Raw genomic sequence first — 21,032 nt, 5'->3', positions numbered from 1 at the left:
CGCCTTATTCTTGGTAATTCATCCATAAATACCAACATGAATATTTAGGAATGTTTATGAATATTAAGCTTTTTTATTTTAATTCTATGTTTTCAGCGTGTTTTTGACATGTTTTGCAATGGCCATGCTGGCGGTGAGGCCGGGGGACTCAATACCAAATAAATTTACCAGACCTGTTATACCATGTTGCAGCTCGGTTTGAATGACGAAATCTTGTTGACCGCTTAAAGTGAGCTTGGGGCGAATGCCTGCATAATCACTGTGCAGCTTGGTTTCGTCTAAGTTGGGCCAGTAGCGTTTTATCGCCGATACAAATTTGGCTTTTTGTGTCGCGTCAGTTTGATAATTCAGGTTATCAATAAATTCGGTATCAGGGCCAAACTTGAGCTGATTAGCCATATCTAGGGTCGCGTGGATCCCAAGGCCATGTTGTTCAGGTATGGGATAAATAAGGTGCTTGAATGGGTGTTTACCCTGATAGGTAAAGTATTGTCCGCGGCAATAATGCAGCTCAGGAATTAAGTCGTGATTGAAGCTTTCGATATGGCGCGCGACATCTTGTGCGAATAGCCCTGCGGTATTGATTAAGCTTTTACAATGCAACTGCATCTCTTCGCCATCACATTGTAAATAGACCACAAACCCATTTTCATTCGGTACGGCTTTCACAAAGCGTGTGTTTGCAACATACAGACTCTGATTTTGTTCAATCTGTGTGATAAAAGAGTACATCAGCTGGTGGCTATCAATAATACCAGTAGAAGGAGAGTAGAGTGCCTCGCATAGGTTAAGGTCTGGCGCATAGTTTGATAGTGCTTGCTTTGAAAGCCAGATTAAATCGTCAACGCCATTGTTAAGTGCTTGTAGGCGTATGGCTTCGAGCTTTTCTGTTTCATCATGGTTTTGTGCAATTAATACCTTACCAATAGGTTTGACGGGCACATGAAATGCTTGGCAGTGTTTGTAAAGGTGTGCTTTACCTTGCACACAGAGCGACGCTTTTAAACTATTTTCGGGGTAATAAATACCAGCGTGGATGACCTCGCTATTACGGCTTGAAGTGTGCTCACCAAAATGTGCATTTTGTTCAATCACTAAGACATTTTGTGATTGACTGAGCTCGGCACCGATTGCTAAACCGACGACGCCAGCACCAATCACTAAGGTTTCTATTTTATCCAAAACATCATGCTCTTAACTTAATGTGCTGTGAGTTTAACAAGCAGAACGATGCGTTGTCAGTGATTAGTGCTCTTCATTTTTCATTAGCAATATCGTCAAATAAATCTTAGTCGGTAATGAGCAAATCAAGCCTATCGCAATGCAAGCTGCGCCTATGATGAAACCTAGTGGGCCCATATGCGCGAGCCACTCTTTGCTGATAATAAAGTGGCCTGTCACTATGAGGAATAAACCAATTACGATGAAGACTTTTAGCAGTTTTATTTGTTCTTTAGCGGTCACAACTGAGCTCCAAATACATATTCCACTAAGGAGATAATTAGAGCCTAACTTGTAAAAACGTAGTGCGCGATAAACTACTCTGTCTATTATTGTGCTAAATCAAATAAAGAATATTAAACAGGTCATGTGTTGCTGAGATGGCTAAGTGGCGGTTTAAACCGGTAATTTGTTTGCTCGCTCAATAACTGCTGCTGTCATACGTGAAATACAGCACAATTCGCCTTTTGCATTGGTGATTTTAACTTCCCATACTGAGGTACGTTTACCCAAATGTAGCGGTTTCGCTATGGCCGTTAAGGTACCGTTACGCGACGCCTTAAGGTGATTGGCGTTGATCTCTTGGCCGACACAATAAAATTGTTCAAAATCGACAGCAAAATTAGCGGCGTAACTGGCGACAGTTTCTGCAAGCGCCACATTTGCACCGCCATGTACCATACCTATTGGGTTATGGTGACCGACTGTTGCAGGCATGGTGGCAACTAGGTAGTCATCACCAATTTCAGAAATTTCGATCCCTAAGGTTTTCATTAGGGAGCCTTTGCCATGTAAACCTGCATCCAGTTTTTGGCATAGCTCAAGTGTGATTGGGTGATACCAAATGGCCATCTTAACTTACCTGCTTATCGAGAGTTGGTTAACCAAAAGAGATAGGACGGCGGCCTGTATCGCTGTCTTTTTTGTTTTTACGGCTACGACTACGTTTGCGTTTAGCTGGGGCTTCTTCTATTGGCGGTGTAGGCTCTGCCTTTACTGCAGGTGTAACACCCTCAGCCAAGGTTAGTAAAAAATCTTCACCATTAAAATGTAGGCTGTCACCTGAGTACATTTTTTTTCGCTTAACAGTGCATAGTTCCATGTTAACGCCTACATAACCATCGGCGATCAACTGTTTTGCTTGCCCGCCTGTTTCGGCTAAATCTAGCACTTTGAGTAGGTTACATAGTTCTATAGGCTCTTCTTCTAGTTCAATTTCAATGTATTCAGGTTCGTATTCAGACATATTGCTAACCTTAAAAGTCGTCTTTGCGACAGTATAATACCAATCCTCAATAATACTTAATCATTTTGAGGGACTAAAGCTGCCGCTAACCTCGTTAAAAATCTCTCATTTAGAACAACTAAACAGCAAAATTTTTGCCTCGTTATCGACAAGCTTTCCTTGCCTCAAAATAGCTCACTAAATTAAGAGGATTGGTATAACGCTTAGTTGAGGCGAATGACGAAACTTTTTCGCGAGCCATTCGGTCTTAAGTTTTATTGCGCTTGTCATTTTTCTGCAGTAAATAACAGGTAACTTGCGCATCGCTTTTAAACAGTTAGGAGTAGGGTGAGCATGGGTGTAAGAAGTCAGCTAAGACGTGAATTAATGAACCTAGATGCTAATGGGCTAATGACCGCAGAGGATGTCAGAGTGCATTTGATGAAGTCTAAAGCGCTCGTGCGTCAAACCGGGCTAAGTTTGGTGGCACGATTTAATGCCCATCACAATAAAGTGTTGGCAGGGTTACCATGTCATGAAAAGGGTCTGGAGCATCAACAGCATAAATTGTTTAAAGAAGTCTTATATCCGCGTAACTCAGTTCAGACTTGGCTCTCAAAGGTATATTAAGTAAAAGTAATTCTTAGGGCGGTTAAGTCGCAGCAATTGACATTTAAGAGACATATTATGTAGGCTGGCCTAAAAAATAGGCATGGAGCCAGTCCATTGAATTTTAAACACCTTTCTACCTCGGTTATTGGTTTGTTAGTGCTTTCAGCTTGCCAACAGCCCGTTGTACATATCTATCATGAAGGTTTATCTGATACACAGCGCTTTCAATTAAAGCAACAGTTAGAGCAGCAGCAAATTAACTATGAATTTACTGAGTTAACTACGCCTGATAAGTACAACACGCCACACTTACTGTATTTCCCGGGTGATGTAACAGAGGCTTATATTCAAAATGTTGAACGTATTGTCAGAGGTTTGGGCTTCGATAGGTTTGACAGCCAAGTATTCAGTCATACTGGCCACTATTACACAAAAGGTAATCTAGGCCTTTATTTCCCTAGCGCTTACTCGGAGCGGGTATTGCCTGAGTTGCTGTTTGCCCATAATTGTGGCGATCAAGACTTTCAAATTAATATTAAAACTAACGGGCAATGGACAGCGATGAATAGCCCTGTTGATATAAAAGGCCTAAAGTTAGAGTGGGAGTTTAGCGAGCCATTTTTGACGCTCAGAAGACACTTTGATGATGGCACATATCAACAGCAGGCCTATCAAGCTAAACAACATCAAGTGAGAACATTGCAGGGCTACAAACCTGCGGTGACCTATGAAGTATTAGGACACCGCACCTATTCGTTTAGTTTATTCAATTGTGACCTGCAGGCGATATTTGCTGATTAGTGTTTTGCCAATAATTTATTGGCATCAGCTAAGCGCAGCAGGCCTTGTTTTATGGCCGGTAAGTTGGGCTTAAAAGGCACATGGCTGGTCATCATGTCATTCAACACCGGGAATTCGTGTAAGCTTTGCGCATAAATTTCTTGGGCTTTTTGTGTTAATAAGAAAGCGATAAATAGCTCCGCGTTTTGTTTGTTCGGGGCGTGTTTAGCAATGGCGGCCGAAGTGGTAGAAACTGGCGTAAGGCCGTCTTCGGTTTGTAAGAAATGAATGCTGAGCTTTTTCGCTAGCATTTGGTCACGCTTGTTATCGGCGCGCTTCATCATGTGCCAATAATAGTGGTTGGCGAAGGCCAGTTTGCAATGCCCTTGGGCCAGGGCGCGTAATTGATCGCGATCTCCGCCACTTGGTCGTTTAGCTAACAATTTATTACCGAGCTTTAACCAGTCACTGTCTTTTTTATTATCTGTTGTCAGCAGTGCAGCGGCCAAGGTTGCATTGTAGTTATGTTGCCAATCTCGAATACATAACGCACTTTGATAGTCAGTTTGCTTTAACTGTGCAAATGAATTTGGAATGGGTTGTGATGTTTGCTCTGACAGGCTGAATAATGCACGGGTACGCATTGAGATGCTGATCCAGTAGCCGTTTTCATCATACAGTGCACTAGAAACATTTTGCCATGCTTGCCTGTTTTCTATGGGTTGTAATAAATCCTTATGATTGTGAAGTTGTGCTAGATCTGAGCTCAAAATCACATCGGCTTGAGATGCTTCACCATCCTGTTTTAAACGAGCAAGCAATCGCTTTGATTTACCATTGACTAGATTCACCTTGATGCCGGACTCGGTTTCAAATTGGGTCAATACAGGCTTGATCAATTCATACTTTCTAAATGAATAAATGTTAATTTGCGGTGATTGAGCGTATACAGCGGTTGTTTGTCCCATAAAAAGGGATAAAATTAAAAGAAAGCTTTTCTTCATTGCAAATAAGAATTATTATCGGTTCTATATAGGATACAGTGCTTTTTTATACGATGTCTATAGTGACCCGATTTATTTCTTTTCTCCGTTCACCGCTTCAGTCCGGGACGATTTATTGTGGACTCTTTATCTCTTTAATGGCCTATGTTGGTGCTGTGGTAAACGAGTATTACCATAAACAAGAAGCGCAAAGTGCTGATTTACAGCTCGTTCAATACGAGTATCAACTTAACTCTAAGCTGGATCAATTAGGGCACCTTATTTATGCCATAGATGCGTTTTTACCAGCAACATCGACGCAATCTCTGTTTCACCAAGTTGCTCACTCGCAGTTATCTAATAGCGAACTGCCGATCAGCTTAGAGGTGTATCATGCTATTACAGCATCAGATGTCGCAGGGCTTGAAAAGTTATATCAAGAAAATGGTTCTTTTGATTTTAGAGTACAAGTGCCAGATCTAGCCTCACCAGAAGATAGTTTCTTCACTATCGTAAATGCTGCCCCTTTAGCTGACTATGGACACACACTTGGTGAAAGCTGTGCGATGAAAGAAGCGTTTAATCATATGCTGTTTGATACGCAAACCTTGCAAACTCTCAGTTGGCAAGACGGCAATAAGTGGAGTTTGATCTTACCTCGTCCTCAAGAGTTTGGGTTGCAAACTGCCATTGGTTTGAGTTTTGAGTTGTCGCTATTGCTTGAGGGGTTGTTTAGCCAAGTGTATCAAAATACTCAGCAGCACCTGAGAGTATTAGCTGATGAGCGTGTGGTGTTTAACAGTGACTGGCAAGATACTTATCAACTCGCTGATCTAGTGCCGAAAGTGTCTAGAGATATTGATTTTAATGGTCGAACTTTAACGTTACAGCTTTATACAAAGAAGCAGCTGAACCCCAATTTCCTAACGAGTAGGCAGCTCATTATTATTGGTTTTGTTTTTGTTGCCAGCATTTGCGGGATCTTAGTATGGCTTCAGCTAAGAGCGCTCGCTAACCGAAATCAGACTATCAATAACCTAGTCATAGAGCGCACCGCCAGTTTAGATCAAGCGAACCAAAAGGTATTACGAGAATCAGACAAGCGCTTACAAGCACTACAGCAGCAAGTGGTGGCAGAGCGAAAATATAAAAGTTTGTTCGTGAATAGCCGAGAAGGGTTATTTGTACTCAATCATCGAGGTCAGATAATCGAAGCCAATCCTGCCTTTAAGCAGCTGCTCGTGGGTGAGTCAGCATCGTTAGAGGGGGTTGCGCTAGAAGACTTTATACTTGATGAAGAAGTAAAAGCTTTATGGCAGCAAGTGGTTGTAGATAAACAACAGCATAAAGAGTTAGATTGGTTAGCACGCAGTGATCAGCATGGTACGATTTGGCTAAGACAGAGCGGACATTGGTTACATCACCCTGATGCCGTACTGTACGAAGGCAGGATCACCGATATCACTCAAGATAAACTATTTAATGAGCAGCTTAAGTATAAGGCACGTCATGACAGCTTGACCGACTTGCTAAATCGTTTAGCTTTTCTGAAGTTGGTAGATGAAGCCAGAGAAAGTAGAGGAAAGACATTCATCTTACTCTATATCGACTTAGATAGGTTCAAACTCATCAACGATACCTTGGGGCATTTAGCGGGTGATAAATTGCTGGTGGAGTTTGCGGGTCGTATGCAGCTGTTGCTCGGTAGTTTTGCAGATATTGCTCGTCTTGGTGGTGATGAGTTTGCAGTGTTATTTGATTTAGAAAATTTAGAAAGACCACTCGAAGGCATACTTGAAGATATGTTGTCAGAGATCCGTAAGCCATTTACTTATAAACAGCATACCCATAGCGTAAGCGGCAGTATCGGTGTACGCACATTCACAACCCCTTGCACTAATATTAAAGCTGAAAAACTGCTACATGATGCCGATATTGCGATGTACGAGGCGAAGAAACGTGGCAAAAATGCGTTTCATATCTACACCCGAGATATTGCATGTCAGGCTGCGCGCAAAATTGAGATAGAGCGTGCACTTCAAGATATCAATTTAGATCAAGAGTTGTCTTTAAACTTCCAGCCAATCTATTGTCAAAGAGGCAAAATATTAAAAGGTTTCGAAGCTTTACTAAGGTGGCAAAGTCCCAGCTTGGGTTTTGTGAGTCCAGCAGAGTTCATTCCAATTGCTGAAGAGTGCGCCAAGATCACTATGTTAGGTCAATGGGTGTTTGCAAAAGCCATGGCGTTTATGAAGCAACATAGTGGCAGCAATATTTTTATGAGTGTGAATGTTTCGCCTTTACAGTTACAGAGCCCGCAATTTATGGCTTGGTTGACCCAGCAATTCACTCACTCAGCCTTGCAGCCGGAGCAGTTTAAAATTGAATTAACCGAGTCTGCGATGATGGCAACCGAAGATAATCTGGTTGAGCCGCTCGAAGTACTGCATGAGCAAGGCTTTGGTATTTATATTGATGATTTTGGTACGGGTTACTCAAGTTTAGCACGTTTAAATCATTTACCCGTTGATGGTCTAAAGATAGATAGGGCATTTATCGAAGGGATAGAAAGTGGCGAAAAACCAAGACAATTAATTGAAGCCATTTGTGCAATTGCAAAGAGTTTTAATTTGGTTGTGACTGCAGAAGGCATTGAACAGTCTGAGCAATTAGATGTGCTGGTGAAATTACATTGTCAACAAACTCAGGGATACTATATGAGTCGTCCATTGAACAAAGATGATGCCAGTTCATTGTGTGCTCAACGAAGGTTAGCCATAGTCAGTTAAACTGGGCATTCAATTTAGGCTGATATATATTGCGATGCAAAGAACGATTTTTAGCGATGAGTTTGGCTAGAGTAAAGGGAAGAGAATGAAAATATCACAGATATCTATCGGGCTGGTGGCAGCGCTGATGCTCTCGGCCTGTACCAGTTTGGTTGAGAAAGGTGACAAGCTGTATGGTAAAGGTATGTACCAACAAGCAGCAGAGTTCTATGAAAAAGCGCTTTTAGAGGACCCTGAAGACGTAGAAGCAAAACAGCGTCTTGCAGAAACTCGCAGTAAAATCATCGACCGAGGCTTGATTGAAGTACGCATGTTGCGCTTGGGCGCGAACTATAGAGGTGCAGCGAGTAAACTAGAGTCATTGTTGGCTAGTCAAAACCAATGGCATGTTGAGACTATGGGGGCGCAGGCAGCAACACAGCGTGAAGAAGTGCTAGCCGTAGAAGGGTGGTTAAAAACCGAAGCCAAGCAACTTGCGGGTTTATCGCAACCAGATCCATTTAAGTGGTTTGAGCATGAGTATCGTAATTTAATTGCCAATGCTCAGCTTACAGGTGAATTACAGCAATACAGAGACACTTTAAATAAAGCCGGTAAACAGCAATGCTTAGCTCTTGCAAAGCAAGTGCAAGGTCAGCGTTTTTATTTACATGAGTTGACGCAACGATACTGTGCTCTTTGGCAACAGCCTGTGAGCTTTACAGTAGATAAATCTGATAAATCTCGTTTTACTGGTTTGAAAGTGAGTAAGCGTGAACGCTTTAAAACACCTAATGCACAGGCTCATCGCTATGCGTTGAATAATACACAGGCAGAGCTTGAGCAAGCCTTTCAGTCTAGTCCGTGGTTTAGTAATACAGGCTCTGCTACTTTGTCTCTTACTTTGGAAGGTAAAGTGCAATATCGTAAACAAACGTCTTACCGACAGGTTGAAAAGCGATATGTAGTGACTGAGCTAAAGCCTGATCCAAAAGATGCAAATAATAAGTTGGCGACAGATGTCGAAAAGGCATTCGCCTATCAGCTAAAGGAACATCAAGAAACCTATTCAGTGAATGTAAGCTATTCGGGTAATTTGCTGGGACTGCGCTTATCTAACAGTGAATCAGGCTCTTACGATAATCTCACTCGCAGTCATAATATTGAGTTTGCAGAAGCTGATGTTGTCCCGCTCAGTGCTGATTATCTCAATCAGGTGCAAAAGTTTGAGCAGCATTTAACGCAATTAAGTGCTGACTTTAGTGGTGACCTAAATAAGCTTTGGCAGCAAAGGTATTGCTCTATGGTTAATCAGTCATTTGTCGCCGAACAAGCTTTACGATGTGCTCAGATAGAACCAAATAATGACTTTGTGAACCGCTGGTTTAAACAAACGTTTGGTGTTGACTATAAAGCGATGCAGGTGCTGTACGGAATTCAATAGGATTGTTGTCTAATACAACGAAAAAAGCGAAGCCTTGTTATAAGTGCTTCGCTTTTTATTTAGTTTGTACAAGTTCAGCAAGTACGTTTAAGCCTCTAATCTAGATACGATAAAGTAAGGATTTAGGTAACTTTCTTTTTGATTGTACGTCAGTGCTGAACCATCAACTTGAGTAATGGTCGCGCCTGCAATTTCAGCCACAGCATGACCTGCACCTGTATCCCATTCAGACGTTGGGCCTAAACGCGGGTAAACATCTGCTTCGCCCTCTGCGACTAAGCAAAGCTTTAGAGAGCTGCCTTTCGGTACCATTTCTACATCATCAAACTGCTCAAGATAAGCGGCTAAATCAGGCGATGGATGTGAGCGAGAGCCAACTACTTTGATAAGACCAGTATTGGCTTTCTTTGTGACTTTGAGTTCTATACGTGCTTCGTCGCATTGCTTGAATGCACCGACGGCTTCTGCAGCAAGGTAACTCACATTTAAAGCGGGGGCGTGAACTACGCCTAAAATCGGCTTGCCCGCTTTGATAAGCGCGATATTAACGGTGAATTCGCCATTCTTTTTAATGAACTCTTTGGTGCCATCAATTGGGTCAACTAGCCAATATTGGTTCCAAGTTTGACGTGTTGCCCAATCAATACCAGCACTCTCTTCACTTAATACCGGAATATCAGGGGTAAGTTGTTGCAAGCCAGCTGCAATGACTTTGTGTGCAGCCAGATCTGCATCGGTGACTGGACTTTCATCTTCTTTGTACTCAACGTTAAAGTCTTTCGCATAGATGCCCATAATAGCATCGCCTGCTTCAACGCTCAGTTGTAAAATTTCTTCTAACAGATCCGTTTGATTCATTACTTATCCAATTACTTGCTTGTCTTTCAGATACGCTACCAGTTGTTGTACTGATTGTTCAAGACTATTCGCGCTGGTATCGATGCGGATCTCAGGATTAACAGGCACTTGGTAATCTGAATCTATGCCAGTGAAGTGTTTAATTTCACCTGCGCGCGCTTTCTTGTATAAGCCTTTCGGGTCGCGTTGCTCACAGACATCTAACGGTGTATCTAAAAAGACTTCGATGAATTCACCGTCACCGACAAGGTTACGTACCATGTCGCGCTCAGCTTGGAATGGTGAGATAAACGCGGTGAGTACCACAAGCCCCGCGTCTACCATAAGCTTGCTTAGCTCACCAACACGGCGAATATTTTCGACGCGGTCTGCATCGCTGAAGCCTAAGTCTTTGCATAAACCATGGCGCACGTTGTCGCCATCGAGTAGGTAAGTGTGCACACCTTGCTGGTGAAGGGCACTTTCTAGTGCGCCTGCAACGGTACTTTTACCTGAGCCTGAAAAGCCGGTGAACCATAAAATCACTGGCTTGTGACCTTTTTGCTCGCTGCGTTGTGACTTGTTTACGGCATAGTTATGCCAAACGATATTTTCATCCATTGCATCACCTATTTAAAAAGGGAAAACCAGCGGTATTAAGGTCAACACCGTGATTGAATAAATAATTGAAAGCGGTAAGCCGACCGTAACATAGTCTTTAATACGGTAGTTACCTGCACTGTACACCATGAGGTTGGTTTGATAGCCAAATGGTGAAATAAAACTCGCCGATGCACCAAATGCCACCGCCATTACAAAGGGGAGTGGGCTCACATCAAAGCCAATGGCGAGTGCAAAGGCCACAGGGAAAGAAAGCGCTGCCGCTGCATTGTTGGTAATAAGCTCAGTGAAAATGACGGTCATCACAAAAATAGCGATAAAAGCGCCATATGGACCGAAGTCGCCAAGTAGATAAAACAGGGCATCGGATATTTGTGATGCCAGTCCGGTGTCTATCATGAGTTTGGCCAAACCTATTGCACTTCCAACAATTGCAAGTAGTTCAATCGGGAAGCGACGCTTTAGCTCTGTCACTTTTACTGCACCCATTGAAAATAGCGCGATTAAGAATACCAGCAACCCTTTAACCAGCGGCACAACATCAAAAATGCTTAACCCGATAACAGCCACAAAACCCGCTAATACTAAATTAGACTTTTTCGGCTTAAGGTGGGTTTGTAAATCAAGGCCAGAAATATATACAAACTCACGCTTTAAATTAGGTAACTGATAAAACTCAGAGCCCGGTGCTAAAATAAGGGAATCACCCGCTTGCAAGCGCACTTGCCCTAGACCCCCTTGCAGGCGGTCATGACCACGGCGGATAGCAATGACGGCTGCGTGAACTTGCTCACGGAAACGCACCTCTTTGACAGTTTTACCGACAAAGCGAGACGATTGGCTGATCACCACCTCGACTAAATGCTCGACGTCTTTTTCATGCTTGTCATGGACTATTTTCAAACCATCAAAACGTTGTAATAAAGGCACTGATTTGATGTCACCAACAAACAATAAAGTGTCGCCTTGTTGAATAACTTGCTGAGGCGTCACGGCACAAATACGGCGGTCACCATGAATGATTTCAGCTAAGAATAAATCTTTTAAATCACGCAGACCGTTTTCTTCTACGGTGCGGCCAATCAGTTTTGAGCCTGCTTCGACTTTGCCTTCAAGGTAAAAAGGCACCACTTCTTGGTCTTGTTTACCGTGATCAGGTAAATACTTCAGTAGCACGATAATGGTGATCAGGCCGACACTGAGTGCGCCTAAGCCCACTAAAGTAAAATCAAAAAAGCCCAATGGTTGCATGCCCGCTTCAACGGCAAAACCATTGACGATTAAATTTGTAGAGGTGCCGATAAGGGTTAAGGTGCCCCCTAAAATGGCGGTATAAGACAGCGGTAATAATAATTTGGAAGGCGAGTGGGTTGGGCTGTCTTTTATCGCTGAAATTAACGACGCCACCACTGCGGTATTATTAGTAAAAGACGATAAAAACGCAGTCGATAAGCCAAGCTTCATGACTGATTTAGAAAGACTGCCTTTTGCTAACGATTGAGCAAGACCTTGCACTAGGGTTGTTTTCTCGATGGCAATCGACACCAAGATCAACAAAATAAGGGTAATAAGAGACGGGTTAGCATAGTTGGCTAACATCTCTTCTAACTCAATGAGACCAGTTAAATAGCCGGTGCCAATGGCACCGACAAATAACCAAGCTGGATTTAGGCGAGTGCCAAAGAGGCAACCCACCAATGCCAGCATAATGCCTGTTAATATGATCTGTTCGTACATCTAGCTTTAGCTCCACATAACAGGCATAAATAGCTTATTTAAGCTTGGTAATATCAAGCGCTTGCCAGTGCGGGAAGTGCTTGCGAACTAGGGCATTGAACTCAACTTCAAAGTCGCTAAACTCTGAGTGTTTCGTTGCTTGCTCTGAAAGCAACGCTTCGATCATACCTGCACCAATCGTCAGGTTTGATAAACGGTCGATCAGAATGAATGCGCCAGTTTCGTGGTTGTTGCGATATACATCAGCCACAATGCTTTCAGTCAGCTCTAGCGTCACAATCGCAATTTCGTTTAACTGTAGGCTATCAGCTTGACCTTGCTCTAAGGTGTTTACATCAATGGTATGGTCAATCTTCTTCACGATAGCAGCAGTGTTTTTGCTACCTAGCTTGAAGTTATAACTCTTACCTAGCACTAATGGCTCTTCGTGCATCCACACAAGTTTTGCTTGCACTTGGTTTGTTACAGCAGCTGTTGAGTCAGCAGGCACGATCACATCACCACGGCTTACATCAACTTCATCGTTTAATGTAATTGTGAATGCTTGACCTGTTTGCGCTTGCTCTAAGTTACCATCAAAGGTCACGAGCTCTTTGATGCTAGATTGCTTGCCAGATGGTAATACCTTAACCGCTTGACCAACCGTTAATGAGCCCGATGTTAACGTGCCCTGGAAGCCACGGAAATCAAGATTTGGACGAACCACATACTGAACAGGGAAGCGCGCTTCAAAGTCTGTGTTCGCTTGTGCTGCTGGAGAATCTTCAAGTAGCTCAAGCAGTGGTTTATCTGTGTAATACGGTGTGTGCTCAGAACGCGTTACGACGTTGTCGCCTTTAAGTGCTGACATAGGCACAAACTTGATGTCAGATACGTTTAACTGCTCAGCAAATTTCAAGTAGTCAGCTTTGATTTTTTCAAATACAGCTTCGTCAAAGTCCACGATGTCCATCTTGTTGATGGCAACAACGAATTGCTTGATACCTAATGAATCACAGATAAAGCTATGACGCTTAGTTTGAATTTGCACACCGTAGCGCGCATCAACTAAGATGATAGCCAGGTCACTGGTAGATGCGCCCGTTACCATGTTACGTGTGTATTGCTCGTGCCCTGGTGTATCTGCGATGATGAATTTACGCTTCGCCGTTGAGAAATAGCGATACGCAACATCAATGGTAATACCTTGCTCACGCTCTGCTTGTAGACCGTCAACCAGCAGTGCTAAGTCTAGCTCTTCACCAGCGTTACCCACTTTTTCGTTGTCTTTATGAAGTGCAGCAAGCTGATCTTCATAAATCTGGTGGCTGTCGTGTAATAGACGACCGATAAGCGTTGATTTACCGTCATCTACGCTACCACAAGTCATCATGCGTAAAAGGCTTTTGTCTTGTTGGCGCGCTAGATAAGCGTCGATACCTAATTCTCTTACTTCATTTGCCGTAGACATTAGAAATACCCCTCACGTTTTTTCTTCTCCATCGAGCCTGATGAATCATGGTCAATTACTCGGCCTTCACGCTCAGAAGAGGTAGAAAGCAACATTTCTTCGATGATGCCAGTCAGTGTGTTTGCTTCTGACTCAACCGCACCGGTTAATGGGTAACAGCCTAATGTACGGAAACGCACAGATTTCATCTCAGGCACTTCGCCTTCGTTTAATGGCATACGCTCATCATCAACCATGATTAACGTACCGTCGCGCTCAACAACTGGACGCTTTTCAGAAAGGTACAATGGCACGATTTCGATATTTTCTTGGTAGATGTATTGCCAAATGTCTAGTTCAGTCCAGTTAGACAGTGGGAATACACGGATTGATTCGCCCGGGTTAACCTGACCGTTGTAGGTGTTCCAAAGCTCAGGACGTTGGTTTTTAGGGTCCCAACGGTGGTGCTTATCACGGAATGAGTACACACGCTCTTTCGCTCGTGACTTTTCTTCGTCACGACGCGCACCACCAAAAGCAGCATCAAAGCCGTATTTGTCTAGTGCTTGTTTTAAGCCTTGTGTTTTCATCACGTCAGTGTGTTTAGCTGAACCGTGCGTAAACGGACCCACGCCCATGGCAATGCCTTCTGGGTTTTTGTGGACGATTAAGTCAAAGTTATATTCTTTTGCTAAGCGGTCACGGAATTCGATCATCTCGCGGAATTTCCAATCTGTGTCTACGTGTAGTAAAGGGAAAGGAATTTTCGCTGGGAAGAATGCTTTACGCGCTAAGTGTAGAAGTACCGATGAGTCTTTACCGATAGAGTAAAGCATCACTGGGTTTTCAAACTCGGCTGCGACTTCGCGAATAATCTTTATACTTTCAGCTTCTAATTGCTGAAGGTGTGTTAAAGCCATTGTCGTCGTCCTACTTAAAAATTAAAAAATAAAATCGTTACGCCACATCGGTCAGTGGCTGAGCAAAACTGCTGATCTGTGCACTTTGCCCAAACCAAGCTAACTCTTCATGTAAAGCAGCTACTTCTCCGATAATCAGTAGTGCTGGTGAGACAATCTCATGTGCCTCAATTTGTTCGGCCAATTGACCTAATTCGGTTCTAACCACGCGTTGATTCTTACGGGTACCATTTTCAACGATTGCCACAGGGGTGCTAGCACTGCGGCCATGTTCAAGTAACTTAGCCTGAATATGCGGTGATTTGATCACACCCATGTAAATTGCCAATGTTTGATTAGGCTTAGCAAGCCCTTGCCAATCTAATTCTTGGCCGTCTTTTTTACAGTGACCTGTTACAAACTGGATTGCCTGTGCATGATCTCTATGTGTCAAAGGAATACCTGCATAGGCGCTACACCCGGCTGCAGCTGTAATGCCCGGTACGATTTGATAACGTACATCATGGGCTTTCAGTACTTGTACTTCTTCACCACCACGACCGTAAATAAACGGATCGCCACCTTTAATACGGCAGACTTTTTTGCCCTGTTTCGCAAGGTCGACCAACATCTGATTGGTGTCTTCTTGCTTAACACTGTGGTAGTTAAGGCGTTTACCGACACAAATTAAATCTGCATCGCGACGAACTAAATCCATAATCTCATCAGAGACGAGGTAGTCATACACCACAACATCAGCTTGTTGCATAAGTTGAAGCGCTTTGAGTGTTAGTAGCTCAGGATCACCGGGGCCTGCACCAATTACATATACTTCGCCTTCTGGCTCAGCTTTAGCGTCGAGCATTTCGTGTAGCTGTTCGGTCGCAGCTTCGGTATTGCCTACCTGTACTTTACTCACCACGCTTGAATCGAACACGCTTTCCCAAAATTGACGGCGATCGGCAAAATGCTTAAAGCGTGCTTTTACCTTATCTCTGAAACTGCCTACTAGGGTAGCTAATGGGCCAATATGTTGTGGAATAAGGGTTTCTAACTTCTCTCGTAAACGTCGAGCTAAAACTGGCGCAGTCCCCGCACTTGAAATAGCAATGGTGATTGGATCACGGTCAACAATAGACGGGAAAATAAACGAGCACTTAGGCTGGTCGTCTACCACGTTGACGAAAATATTATGCTGGTTTGCCAATTCAAATACGGTGTTATTAACAGACTCAACATCCGTAGCAGCAATAACAAGCATTTTGCCTGCAAGGTGAGACTCATTAAAATAGTCTTTAATGAGCGTAACTTCGCCATCTTGCTCGGCTTCGAGTAACTCATGGCAGAACTCAGGGGCCACAATCGTTACATCCGCACGTGCTTTTAAAAACGCACGCGCCTTACGAAGTGCAACATCACCGCCGCCGACAACCAGCACCGGTTTGTTATCAAGTTTGGTAAAGATAGGTAAGTACTGCACCATTTGCCCCTTAGTTATACTCACATTCTGCTATTTTTATCGTGCAGAACATTACAGAGCAGCAGAATATAGCGGCTTTGAAACAGGAAAAAATAATTAAAACCTAGTCTATATAACTAAAAGTTATAGAAGGGGGTTTGATTTGGTTTAAGGCTTTATTTACAAGCCCTTGAGCTAAGTTTTAGCTGTCTAATTTAGCTTATTATGTTTGGTTATGAGATATGCTAAACAGGTAAATTTGATTTTGAGCAGAGTCTTTAGCGGACAAATGCCCTAGGATTGAGGTAATACATTCGCTTAATTATGGTGAATGACTTACACATATACGGGAAAGTACCATGACAATACAACAAGATGCAGCACAAGCACTGTCCCTAATGGACCTTACATCTTTAAATGAAAACGATACAGAGCAGTCTATATTGGCATTGCTAGATAGTGTGCGCCCTGAGATAGGTCTGCCAGCTGCCATTTGCGTTTATTCACAATTTGTTGGTTTAGTAAAAAAAGAACTGAGACGAAGAAACTGGCAGTCAGTAAAAGTTGCAACAGTGACAAATTTTTATGATGGTGAGCAGTCATTAGAATCTGTGCTTACTGAAACAAAACAAGCTTTATTAGACGGGGCTGACGAAATTGATTTAGTGATCCCCTATAAAGAAGTGATACAGGGCGAGCTTGAGAATACAAAATTGTTTGTTCATAAGAGCAAGCTGTTATGCACCGAATATGATGCTTGTCTCAAAGTGATCATAGAAAGCGGTGAGCTAAAAGCGCCTGAGCTTATTCGCAAAGCAAGTATCCTAGCGATAGAGGCGGGTGCAGATTTCATTAAAACCAGCACCGGCAAAGTGCCTGTTAATGCCACTTTAGAAGCAACTGAAATTATGCTTGATGCAATTAAAACATCAGGTCGAAAAGTGGGCTTTAAAGCCGCCGGTGGGGTAAGAACAGTGAGTGATGCGAGTGCTTACTTACGACTTGCTGAACAAAAGCTCGAATGCGATAGTTTGACGCCAGCGCAATTCAGATTCGGCGCATCAGGCTTATTAAAAGATATTCATAACACTTTAGATGCATAGATACAGCGAGCAAGAAAAAATAGAACTTGAGCATGAAGCGGCCAAGTTATTTTTAAAATGTTACGAAAAGGCGTATGGCACCCCTATGCGCCATATCTGGCATAATGAGCCACGAAAACCCGATGTCAGCTGTTATCAAGGCGATCAAAAACTCGACATTGAAGTGGCGCATTTGTATGCCAGTGAAACTGAGGCCATGGCAGTTCTTGGTAGACCGCTATCGTTATCGATGCAGCGAGAGCTAGCTGCGATGTCACAGACGCCATCTGAGCAGCAACTTAAAGTGGCGTTAGGACGGTTATTAAATCAAAAAGCCAAGAAAAGCTATCAATCAGAGCGGACATGGTTGTTGATCCGCAACGCCAGTCCGATTTGGCATTACGATGATTTTAAAAACGTGCAGGCACAATTATGCTTTCCTGATACCCACCCATTTGAGCAAATCTGGTTATTATGTGATTTTCATCATGGAGACCTGTTACAGCTGGCATAATCGTTAAAATACGTGAGTATTTCTGTTTGATTTATGACCATTGGTAACATGAGATTGTCGCAAGATTTGACAAAATTAAAATTTGCGCATCTTTTACTCTTGTTTTCGCTTTGTTCGTCAGTATAATGGGCTTCCACTTTGCAGGGGCGTAGTTCCAATTGGTAGAACAGCGGTCTCCAAAACCGATGGTTGCGGGTTCGAGTCCTGCCGCCCCTGCCAATTCATACAGCTAGTCTAAACCTAAAATAATGTGGCCGTTCAATGAACCTCTCGCTTATTTGTAGATTTGGATTAATGGATTTACCCTGCCATATGCAGGGTCGTTGTGTCTGTATTTAAGGTAAATTTTTTATGAGCACGAATGTAGAAACTCCGTCAAACTCGATGGATACGGTTAAGTGGCTAGTATCAATTGCATTGCTATTAGGTGCAGTTGTAGGTAATTACATGTACGCTGACCTATCTGTGTTAGTGCGTGCGGTAGGTGTTGTTGTTGCAGTAGCAGCCGCTTTAGGTCTACTGGCAACTACTGAAAAAGGTCGTACTTTTATTGCTTTTGCAAAAGAGTCTAGAATTGAAGTACGCAAGGTTGTTTGGCCAACGCGTCAAGAAACAACGCATACAACTTTTATCGTAATGCTAGCAACAGTGGTAATGGCGTTAATCCTTTGGGGTTTAGACGGCATTTTATTCCGTGTTGTTGGCTTTTTAACTGGATTGGAGATCTGATCCCATGTCGGATGAGAACAAAGAAAAGAAATTACGCTGGTACGTAATTCAAGCGTTTTCGGGTTTCGAAAAGCGCGTTGCTCAAACAATCATTGAGCACATTAAGATCGAAGGCTTAGAAGATAGCTTTGGTGAAGTACTAGTCCCTACTGAAGAAGTAGTTGAAATGCGTGCTGGTCAAAAGCGCAAATCTGAGCGTAAGTTCTTCCCAGGTTATGTTCTAGTTGAAATGGACATGAACGATGCGAGCTGGCACTTAGTAAACAGCACGCCACGTGTAATGGGTTTCATTGGTGGTACGTCTGATCGTCCAGCACCAATCAGCAAAAAAGAAGCTGACCGTATTCTTAACCGTATTCAAGAAAATGCTGAAGCGCCTAAGCCTGCAACATTATTTGAAGTGGGTGAAGTGGTACGCGTAAACGATGGTCCATTTGCAGACTTCAGTGGTGTAGTTGAAGAGGTTGATTATGAGAAGAGCCGCTTAAAAGTGTCTGTTCTTATCTTCGGTCGTTCTACGCCAGTTGACCTAGAATTTGGTCAGGTAGAAAAAGACAAATAATTTCTTTTCGAAGAGATTGAAAAAGGCCGCTGGTTAATCTATAATCAGCGGCCTTTTGTTATCTAGTATAACAAAAGCACAGATTTTTTTAATTTGGGAAGCCGCTTGAGTACGCGTCCTCGCGCGCACAAGGCAAAGACCCAACTAACGAGGTTATTTAAAATGGCAAAGAAAGTTGAAGCTCTAATCAAGCTACAAGTTGCTGCTGGTATGGCTAATCCTAGTCCTCCAGTAGGTCCTGCACTAGGTCAACACGGTGTAAACATCATGGAATTCTGTAAAGCGTTCAACGCACGTACAGAGTCTATCGAGAAAGGCGCTCCGGTTCCTGTAATCATCTCTGTTTACAACGACCGTTCATTCACTTTCGACATGAAAACTCCACCTGCTTCTTACCTTCTTAAGAAAGCAGCTGGCATCAAGTCTGGTTCTGGCCGTCCTAACACTGAAAAAGTGGGTACAGTAACACGTGCTCAACTAGAAGAGATCGTTGAGACTAAACGTCCTGATCTTACTGCTGCTGATATGGACGCAGCTGTACGCACGATTGCAGGTTCTGCACGTGCAATGGGCTTGAATGTAGAAGGGTAATTGAGAATGGCTAAATTAACTAAGCGTATGCGCGTAATCCGCGAAAAAGTTGACGTAACTAAAGAGTACGAAATCAACGAAGCTGTTGCTCTTCTTAAAGAACTAGCTACTGCTAAATTCACTGAAAGTGTTGACGTTGCTGTTAACCTTGGTATCGATGCACGTAAATCTGACCAAAACGTTCGTGGTGCAACTGTACTTCCAAACGGTACTGGCCGTGACGTTCGCGTTGCTGTATTCACAGCTGGCGCAAACGCTGAAGCTGCTAAAGAAGCGGGTGCTGATTTAGTAGGTATGGAAGATCTTGCTGAGCAAGTTAAGAAAGGCGAAATGAACTTTGACGTTGTTGTTGCTTCTCCAGATGCAATGCGCGTTGTTGGTCAACTAGGTCAAATCCTAGGTCCACGTGGTCTTATGCCTAACCCTAAAACTGGTACTGTAACGCCTAACGTTGCAGAAGCAGTTAAAAATGCTAAAGCTGGTCAGGTTCGTTACCGTAACGACAAGAACGGTATCGTTCACACGACTATCGGTAAAGTTGACTTCACTGCTGAACAGCTACAACAAAACCTTGAAGCACTACTTGTTGCGCTTAAGAAGGCTAAACCTTCTCAAGCGAAAGGTACTTACTTGAAGAAAGTAAGCATCTCAACAACTATGGGCGCAGGTGTTGCTGTTGACCAAGCTACTCTAAACACGCAAGTAGCGTAATTTAGAAATTAGCATTTACATGGCGTAAAATTTGAACTATAATTTTGCGCCATTTCGTTGAGAATGTGTTCTCTGCGAAGTAAAGAATTCGGGTTGAAGCGCATAATTTCGTAGTATTGTTAACCATTTGGTCTACAATCAAACGATAAATTGCGTTTCCGTCCAAGACCGTAGGTGGTGAAAGCCTTAATAATCCCTACGTAGACGGTGTGAATCCCAGCTAGATTTTCCTAATCTTCTGGCTCTCGCCGTAAAAAGCACCTCAGCATTTTTGTTGAGGTAAGAGTAGAACTGAAAACCATTAGGTTTTTAATTAACCAGGAGTAACACCCATGGCTTTAAACCTTCAAGACAAGAAAGCAATTGTTGCTGAAGTTAATGAAGTTGCCAAAGGTGCTCTATCTGCAGTAGTTGCAGATTCTCGTGGTGTGACAGTTGATGCTATCACTGCTCTTCGTAAAGAAGCTCGTGAAGCAGGCGTTTGGATGAAGGTTGTTCGTAACACCCTAGCTAAACGTGCTGTTGAAGGTACTGACTATGAGTGCCTTAACGAGTCTCTAGTAGGCCCAAGCCTAATCGCTTTCTCTTCAGAGCACCCTGGTGCTGCTGCGCGTATCTTCTCAGATTTCGCGAAAAAGAACGAAGCATTCGAGCTTAAGTCTGCTGCATTCGAAGGCAATATCGTTGACGTAGATATGCTTGCTAAGCTACCTACTTACGACGAAGCTGTTGCACGCTTAATGAGCGCTATGAAAGAAGCGTCTGCTGGCAAATTGTGTAAAACAATTGAAGCAGTTCGCGTTAAGAAAGCTGAAGAAGCTGCTTAAT

General features: G+C 43.1%; 22 protein-coding genes and 1 tRNA gene. 12 read left to right on the top strand and 11 right to left on the bottom strand.

Annotated features, from left to right (window positions below; all coding sequences use genetic code 11):
• Nucleotides 1–84: 84 nt before the first annotated feature.
• The 4 genes from AAEU28_RS20025 to AAEU28_RS20010 form a co-directional block, all read right to left on the bottom strand.
• Nucleotides 85–1,182 carry an NAD(P)/FAD-dependent oxidoreductase gene (locus AAEU28_RS20025; protein WP_421965672.1) on the bottom strand — a complete coding sequence of 366 codons (1,098 nt, stop codon included), beginning with the start codon at nucleotides 1,180–1,182 and terminating at the stop codon, nucleotides 85–87.
• A gap of 63 nt (nucleotides 1,183–1,245) precedes the next feature.
• Nucleotides 1,246–1,464: a hypothetical protein gene (locus tag AAEU28_RS20020; RefSeq protein WP_421965671.1), complete on the bottom strand. Its 219-nt coding sequence runs from the start codon at nucleotides 1,462–1,464 to the stop codon at nucleotides 1,246–1,248.
• A 153-nt stretch (nucleotides 1,465–1,617) separates the two neighbouring features.
• The gene (locus tag AAEU28_RS20015) at nucleotides 1,618–2,073 is read right to left on the bottom strand and encodes a PaaI family thioesterase (RefSeq protein ID WP_421965670.1); all 456 of its coding nucleotides are present in this window, start codon (nucleotides 2,071–2,073) and stop codon (nucleotides 1,618–1,620) included.
• 28 nt (nucleotides 2,074–2,101) lie between these two features.
• Complete coding sequence (locus AAEU28_RS20010; RefSeq protein WP_421965669.1) at nucleotides 2,102–2,467, bottom strand: RNA-binding S4 domain-containing protein; 366 nt, start codon at nucleotides 2,465–2,467, stop codon at nucleotides 2,102–2,104.
• Nucleotides 2,468–2,800: 333 nt separating this feature from the next.
• Between AAEU28_RS20010 and AAEU28_RS20005 the strand changes: the two genes are divergently transcribed.
• A complete protein-coding gene (locus tag AAEU28_RS20005) occupies nucleotides 2,801–3,076 on the top strand; it encodes a hypothetical protein (protein ID WP_421965668.1) in 276 nt (91 codons plus the stop codon).
• 96 nt (nucleotides 3,077–3,172) lie between these two features.
• Nucleotides 3,173–3,859 carry a hypothetical protein gene (locus AAEU28_RS20000; protein ID WP_421965667.1) on the top strand — a complete coding sequence of 229 codons (687 nt, stop codon included), beginning with the start codon at nucleotides 3,173–3,175 and terminating at the stop codon, nucleotides 3,857–3,859.
• On the opposite strand, the gene AAEU28_RS19995 is transcribed toward AAEU28_RS20000, so the two are convergent.
• Nucleotides 3,856–4,806, bottom strand: coding sequence for an extracellular solute-binding protein (locus tag AAEU28_RS19995; RefSeq protein WP_421965666.1), 951 nt, complete (start codon nucleotides 4,804–4,806; stop codon nucleotides 3,856–3,858). The genes AAEU28_RS20000 and AAEU28_RS19995 overlap by 4 nt on opposite strands.
• Before the next feature lie 173 nt (nucleotides 4,807–4,979).
• Between AAEU28_RS19995 and AAEU28_RS19990 the strand changes: the two genes are divergently transcribed.
• Nucleotides 4,980–7,610: a putative bifunctional diguanylate cyclase/phosphodiesterase gene (locus tag AAEU28_RS19990; RefSeq protein WP_421965665.1), complete on the top strand. Its 2,631-nt coding sequence runs from the start codon at nucleotides 4,980–4,982 to the stop codon at nucleotides 7,608–7,610.
• Between the two features lie 85 nt (nucleotides 7,611–7,695).
• Complete coding sequence (locus AAEU28_RS19985; protein WP_421965664.1) at nucleotides 7,696–9,033, top strand: tetratricopeptide repeat protein; 1,338 nt, start codon at nucleotides 7,696–7,698, stop codon at nucleotides 9,031–9,033.
• An 87-nt stretch (nucleotides 9,034–9,120) separates the two neighbouring features.
• Here the strand turns inward: AAEU28_RS19985 and cysQ are convergent, their stop codons facing one another.
• Genes cysQ through cysG form a run of 6 tightly spaced genes read right to left on the bottom strand, consistent with a single transcriptional unit; the run spans nucleotide 9,121 to nucleotide 16,036 of the window.
• Nucleotides 9,121–9,891, bottom strand: coding sequence for a 3'(2'),5'-bisphosphate nucleotidase CysQ (gene cysQ, locus AAEU28_RS19980; RefSeq protein ID WP_421965663.1), 771 nt, complete (start codon nucleotides 9,889–9,891; stop codon nucleotides 9,121–9,123).
• Between the two features lie 3 nt (nucleotides 9,892–9,894).
• On the bottom strand, nucleotides 9,895–10,491 hold the full coding sequence (gene cysC, locus AAEU28_RS19975; RefSeq protein WP_421965662.1) for an adenylyl-sulfate kinase: 597 nt from the start codon (nucleotides 10,489–10,491) through the stop codon (nucleotides 9,895–9,897).
• 12 nt (nucleotides 10,492–10,503) lie between these two features.
• Complete coding sequence (locus AAEU28_RS19970) at nucleotides 10,504–12,228, bottom strand: SLC13 family permease (protein ID WP_421965661.1); 1,725 nt, start codon at nucleotides 12,226–12,228, stop codon at nucleotides 10,504–10,506.
• A 34-nt stretch (nucleotides 12,229–12,262) separates the two neighbouring features.
• Nucleotides 12,263–13,678: a sulfate adenylyltransferase subunit CysN gene (gene cysN, locus AAEU28_RS19965; protein ID WP_421965660.1), complete on the bottom strand. Its 1,416-nt coding sequence runs from the start codon at nucleotides 13,676–13,678 to the stop codon at nucleotides 12,263–12,265.
• On the bottom strand, nucleotides 13,678–14,577 hold the full coding sequence (gene cysD / locus AAEU28_RS19960) for a sulfate adenylyltransferase subunit CysD (protein ID WP_058028504.1): 900 nt from the start codon (nucleotides 14,575–14,577) through the stop codon (nucleotides 13,678–13,680). Before cysD ends, cysN begins: the two co-directional genes overlap by 1 nt.
• A gap of 37 nt (nucleotides 14,578–14,614) precedes the next feature.
• Nucleotides 14,615–16,036, bottom strand: coding sequence for a siroheme synthase CysG (cysG, locus tag AAEU28_RS19955; RefSeq protein ID WP_421965698.1), 1,422 nt, complete (start codon nucleotides 16,034–16,036; stop codon nucleotides 14,615–14,617).
• A gap of 338 nt (nucleotides 16,037–16,374) precedes the next feature.
• Between cysG and deoC the strand changes: the two genes are divergently transcribed.
• The 8 genes from deoC to rplJ all read left to right on the top strand — a co-directional run bounded on the left by deoC (nucleotide 16,375) and on the right by rplJ (nucleotide 21,031).
• Complete coding sequence (deoC, locus tag AAEU28_RS19950) at nucleotides 16,375–17,118, top strand: deoxyribose-phosphate aldolase (protein WP_421965659.1); 744 nt, start codon at nucleotides 16,375–16,377, stop codon at nucleotides 17,116–17,118.
• On the top strand, nucleotides 17,111–17,611 hold the full coding sequence (locus AAEU28_RS19945) for a hypothetical protein (protein ID WP_421965658.1): 501 nt from the start codon (nucleotides 17,111–17,113) through the stop codon (nucleotides 17,609–17,611). The genes deoC and AAEU28_RS19945 overlap by 8 nt, the downstream gene beginning before the upstream one ends.
• A 142-nt stretch (nucleotides 17,612–17,753) precedes the next feature.
• A tRNA-Trp gene (locus AAEU28_RS19940) sits at nucleotides 17,754–17,830 on the top strand.
• A gap of 132 nt (nucleotides 17,831–17,962) precedes the next feature.
• A complete protein-coding gene (gene secE / locus AAEU28_RS19935) occupies nucleotides 17,963–18,340 on the top strand; it encodes a preprotein translocase subunit SecE (RefSeq protein WP_390448884.1) in 378 nt (125 codons plus the stop codon).
• A gap of 4 nt (nucleotides 18,341–18,344) precedes the next feature.
• Nucleotides 18,345–18,902, top strand: a complete 558-nt coding sequence (nusG, locus tag AAEU28_RS19930) for a transcription termination/antitermination protein NusG (protein ID WP_130256507.1) — start codon at nucleotides 18,345–18,347, stop codon at nucleotides 18,900–18,902.
• Between the two features lie 162 nt (nucleotides 18,903–19,064).
• Entirely contained in the window at nucleotides 19,065–19,493 is a 429-nt protein-coding gene (gene rplK, locus AAEU28_RS19925; RefSeq protein ID WP_010387320.1) for a 50S ribosomal protein L11, read from the top strand.
• Between the two features lie 6 nt (nucleotides 19,494–19,499).
• Nucleotides 19,500–20,204: a 50S ribosomal protein L1 gene (rplA, locus tag AAEU28_RS19920; RefSeq protein ID WP_404392765.1), complete on the top strand. Its 705-nt coding sequence runs from the start codon at nucleotides 19,500–19,502 to the stop codon at nucleotides 20,202–20,204.
• A 332-nt stretch (nucleotides 20,205–20,536) separates the two neighbouring features.
• Nucleotides 20,537–21,031, top strand: a complete 495-nt coding sequence (gene rplJ / locus AAEU28_RS19915) for a 50S ribosomal protein L10 (RefSeq protein WP_421965657.1) — start codon at nucleotides 20,537–20,539, stop codon at nucleotides 21,029–21,031.
• The last annotated feature ends 1 nt before the right edge of the window (nucleotide 21,032 follow it).

The organism is Pseudoalteromonas sp. SS15, from assembly GCF_049257195.1.
In the GTDB taxonomy this organism is placed as follows: Bacteria; Pseudomonadota; Gammaproteobacteria; order Enterobacterales; family Alteromonadaceae; genus Pseudoalteromonas.
Note: the sequence above shows the minus strand (reverse complement) of the source record. Positions and strands in the feature narration are given on the sequence as shown.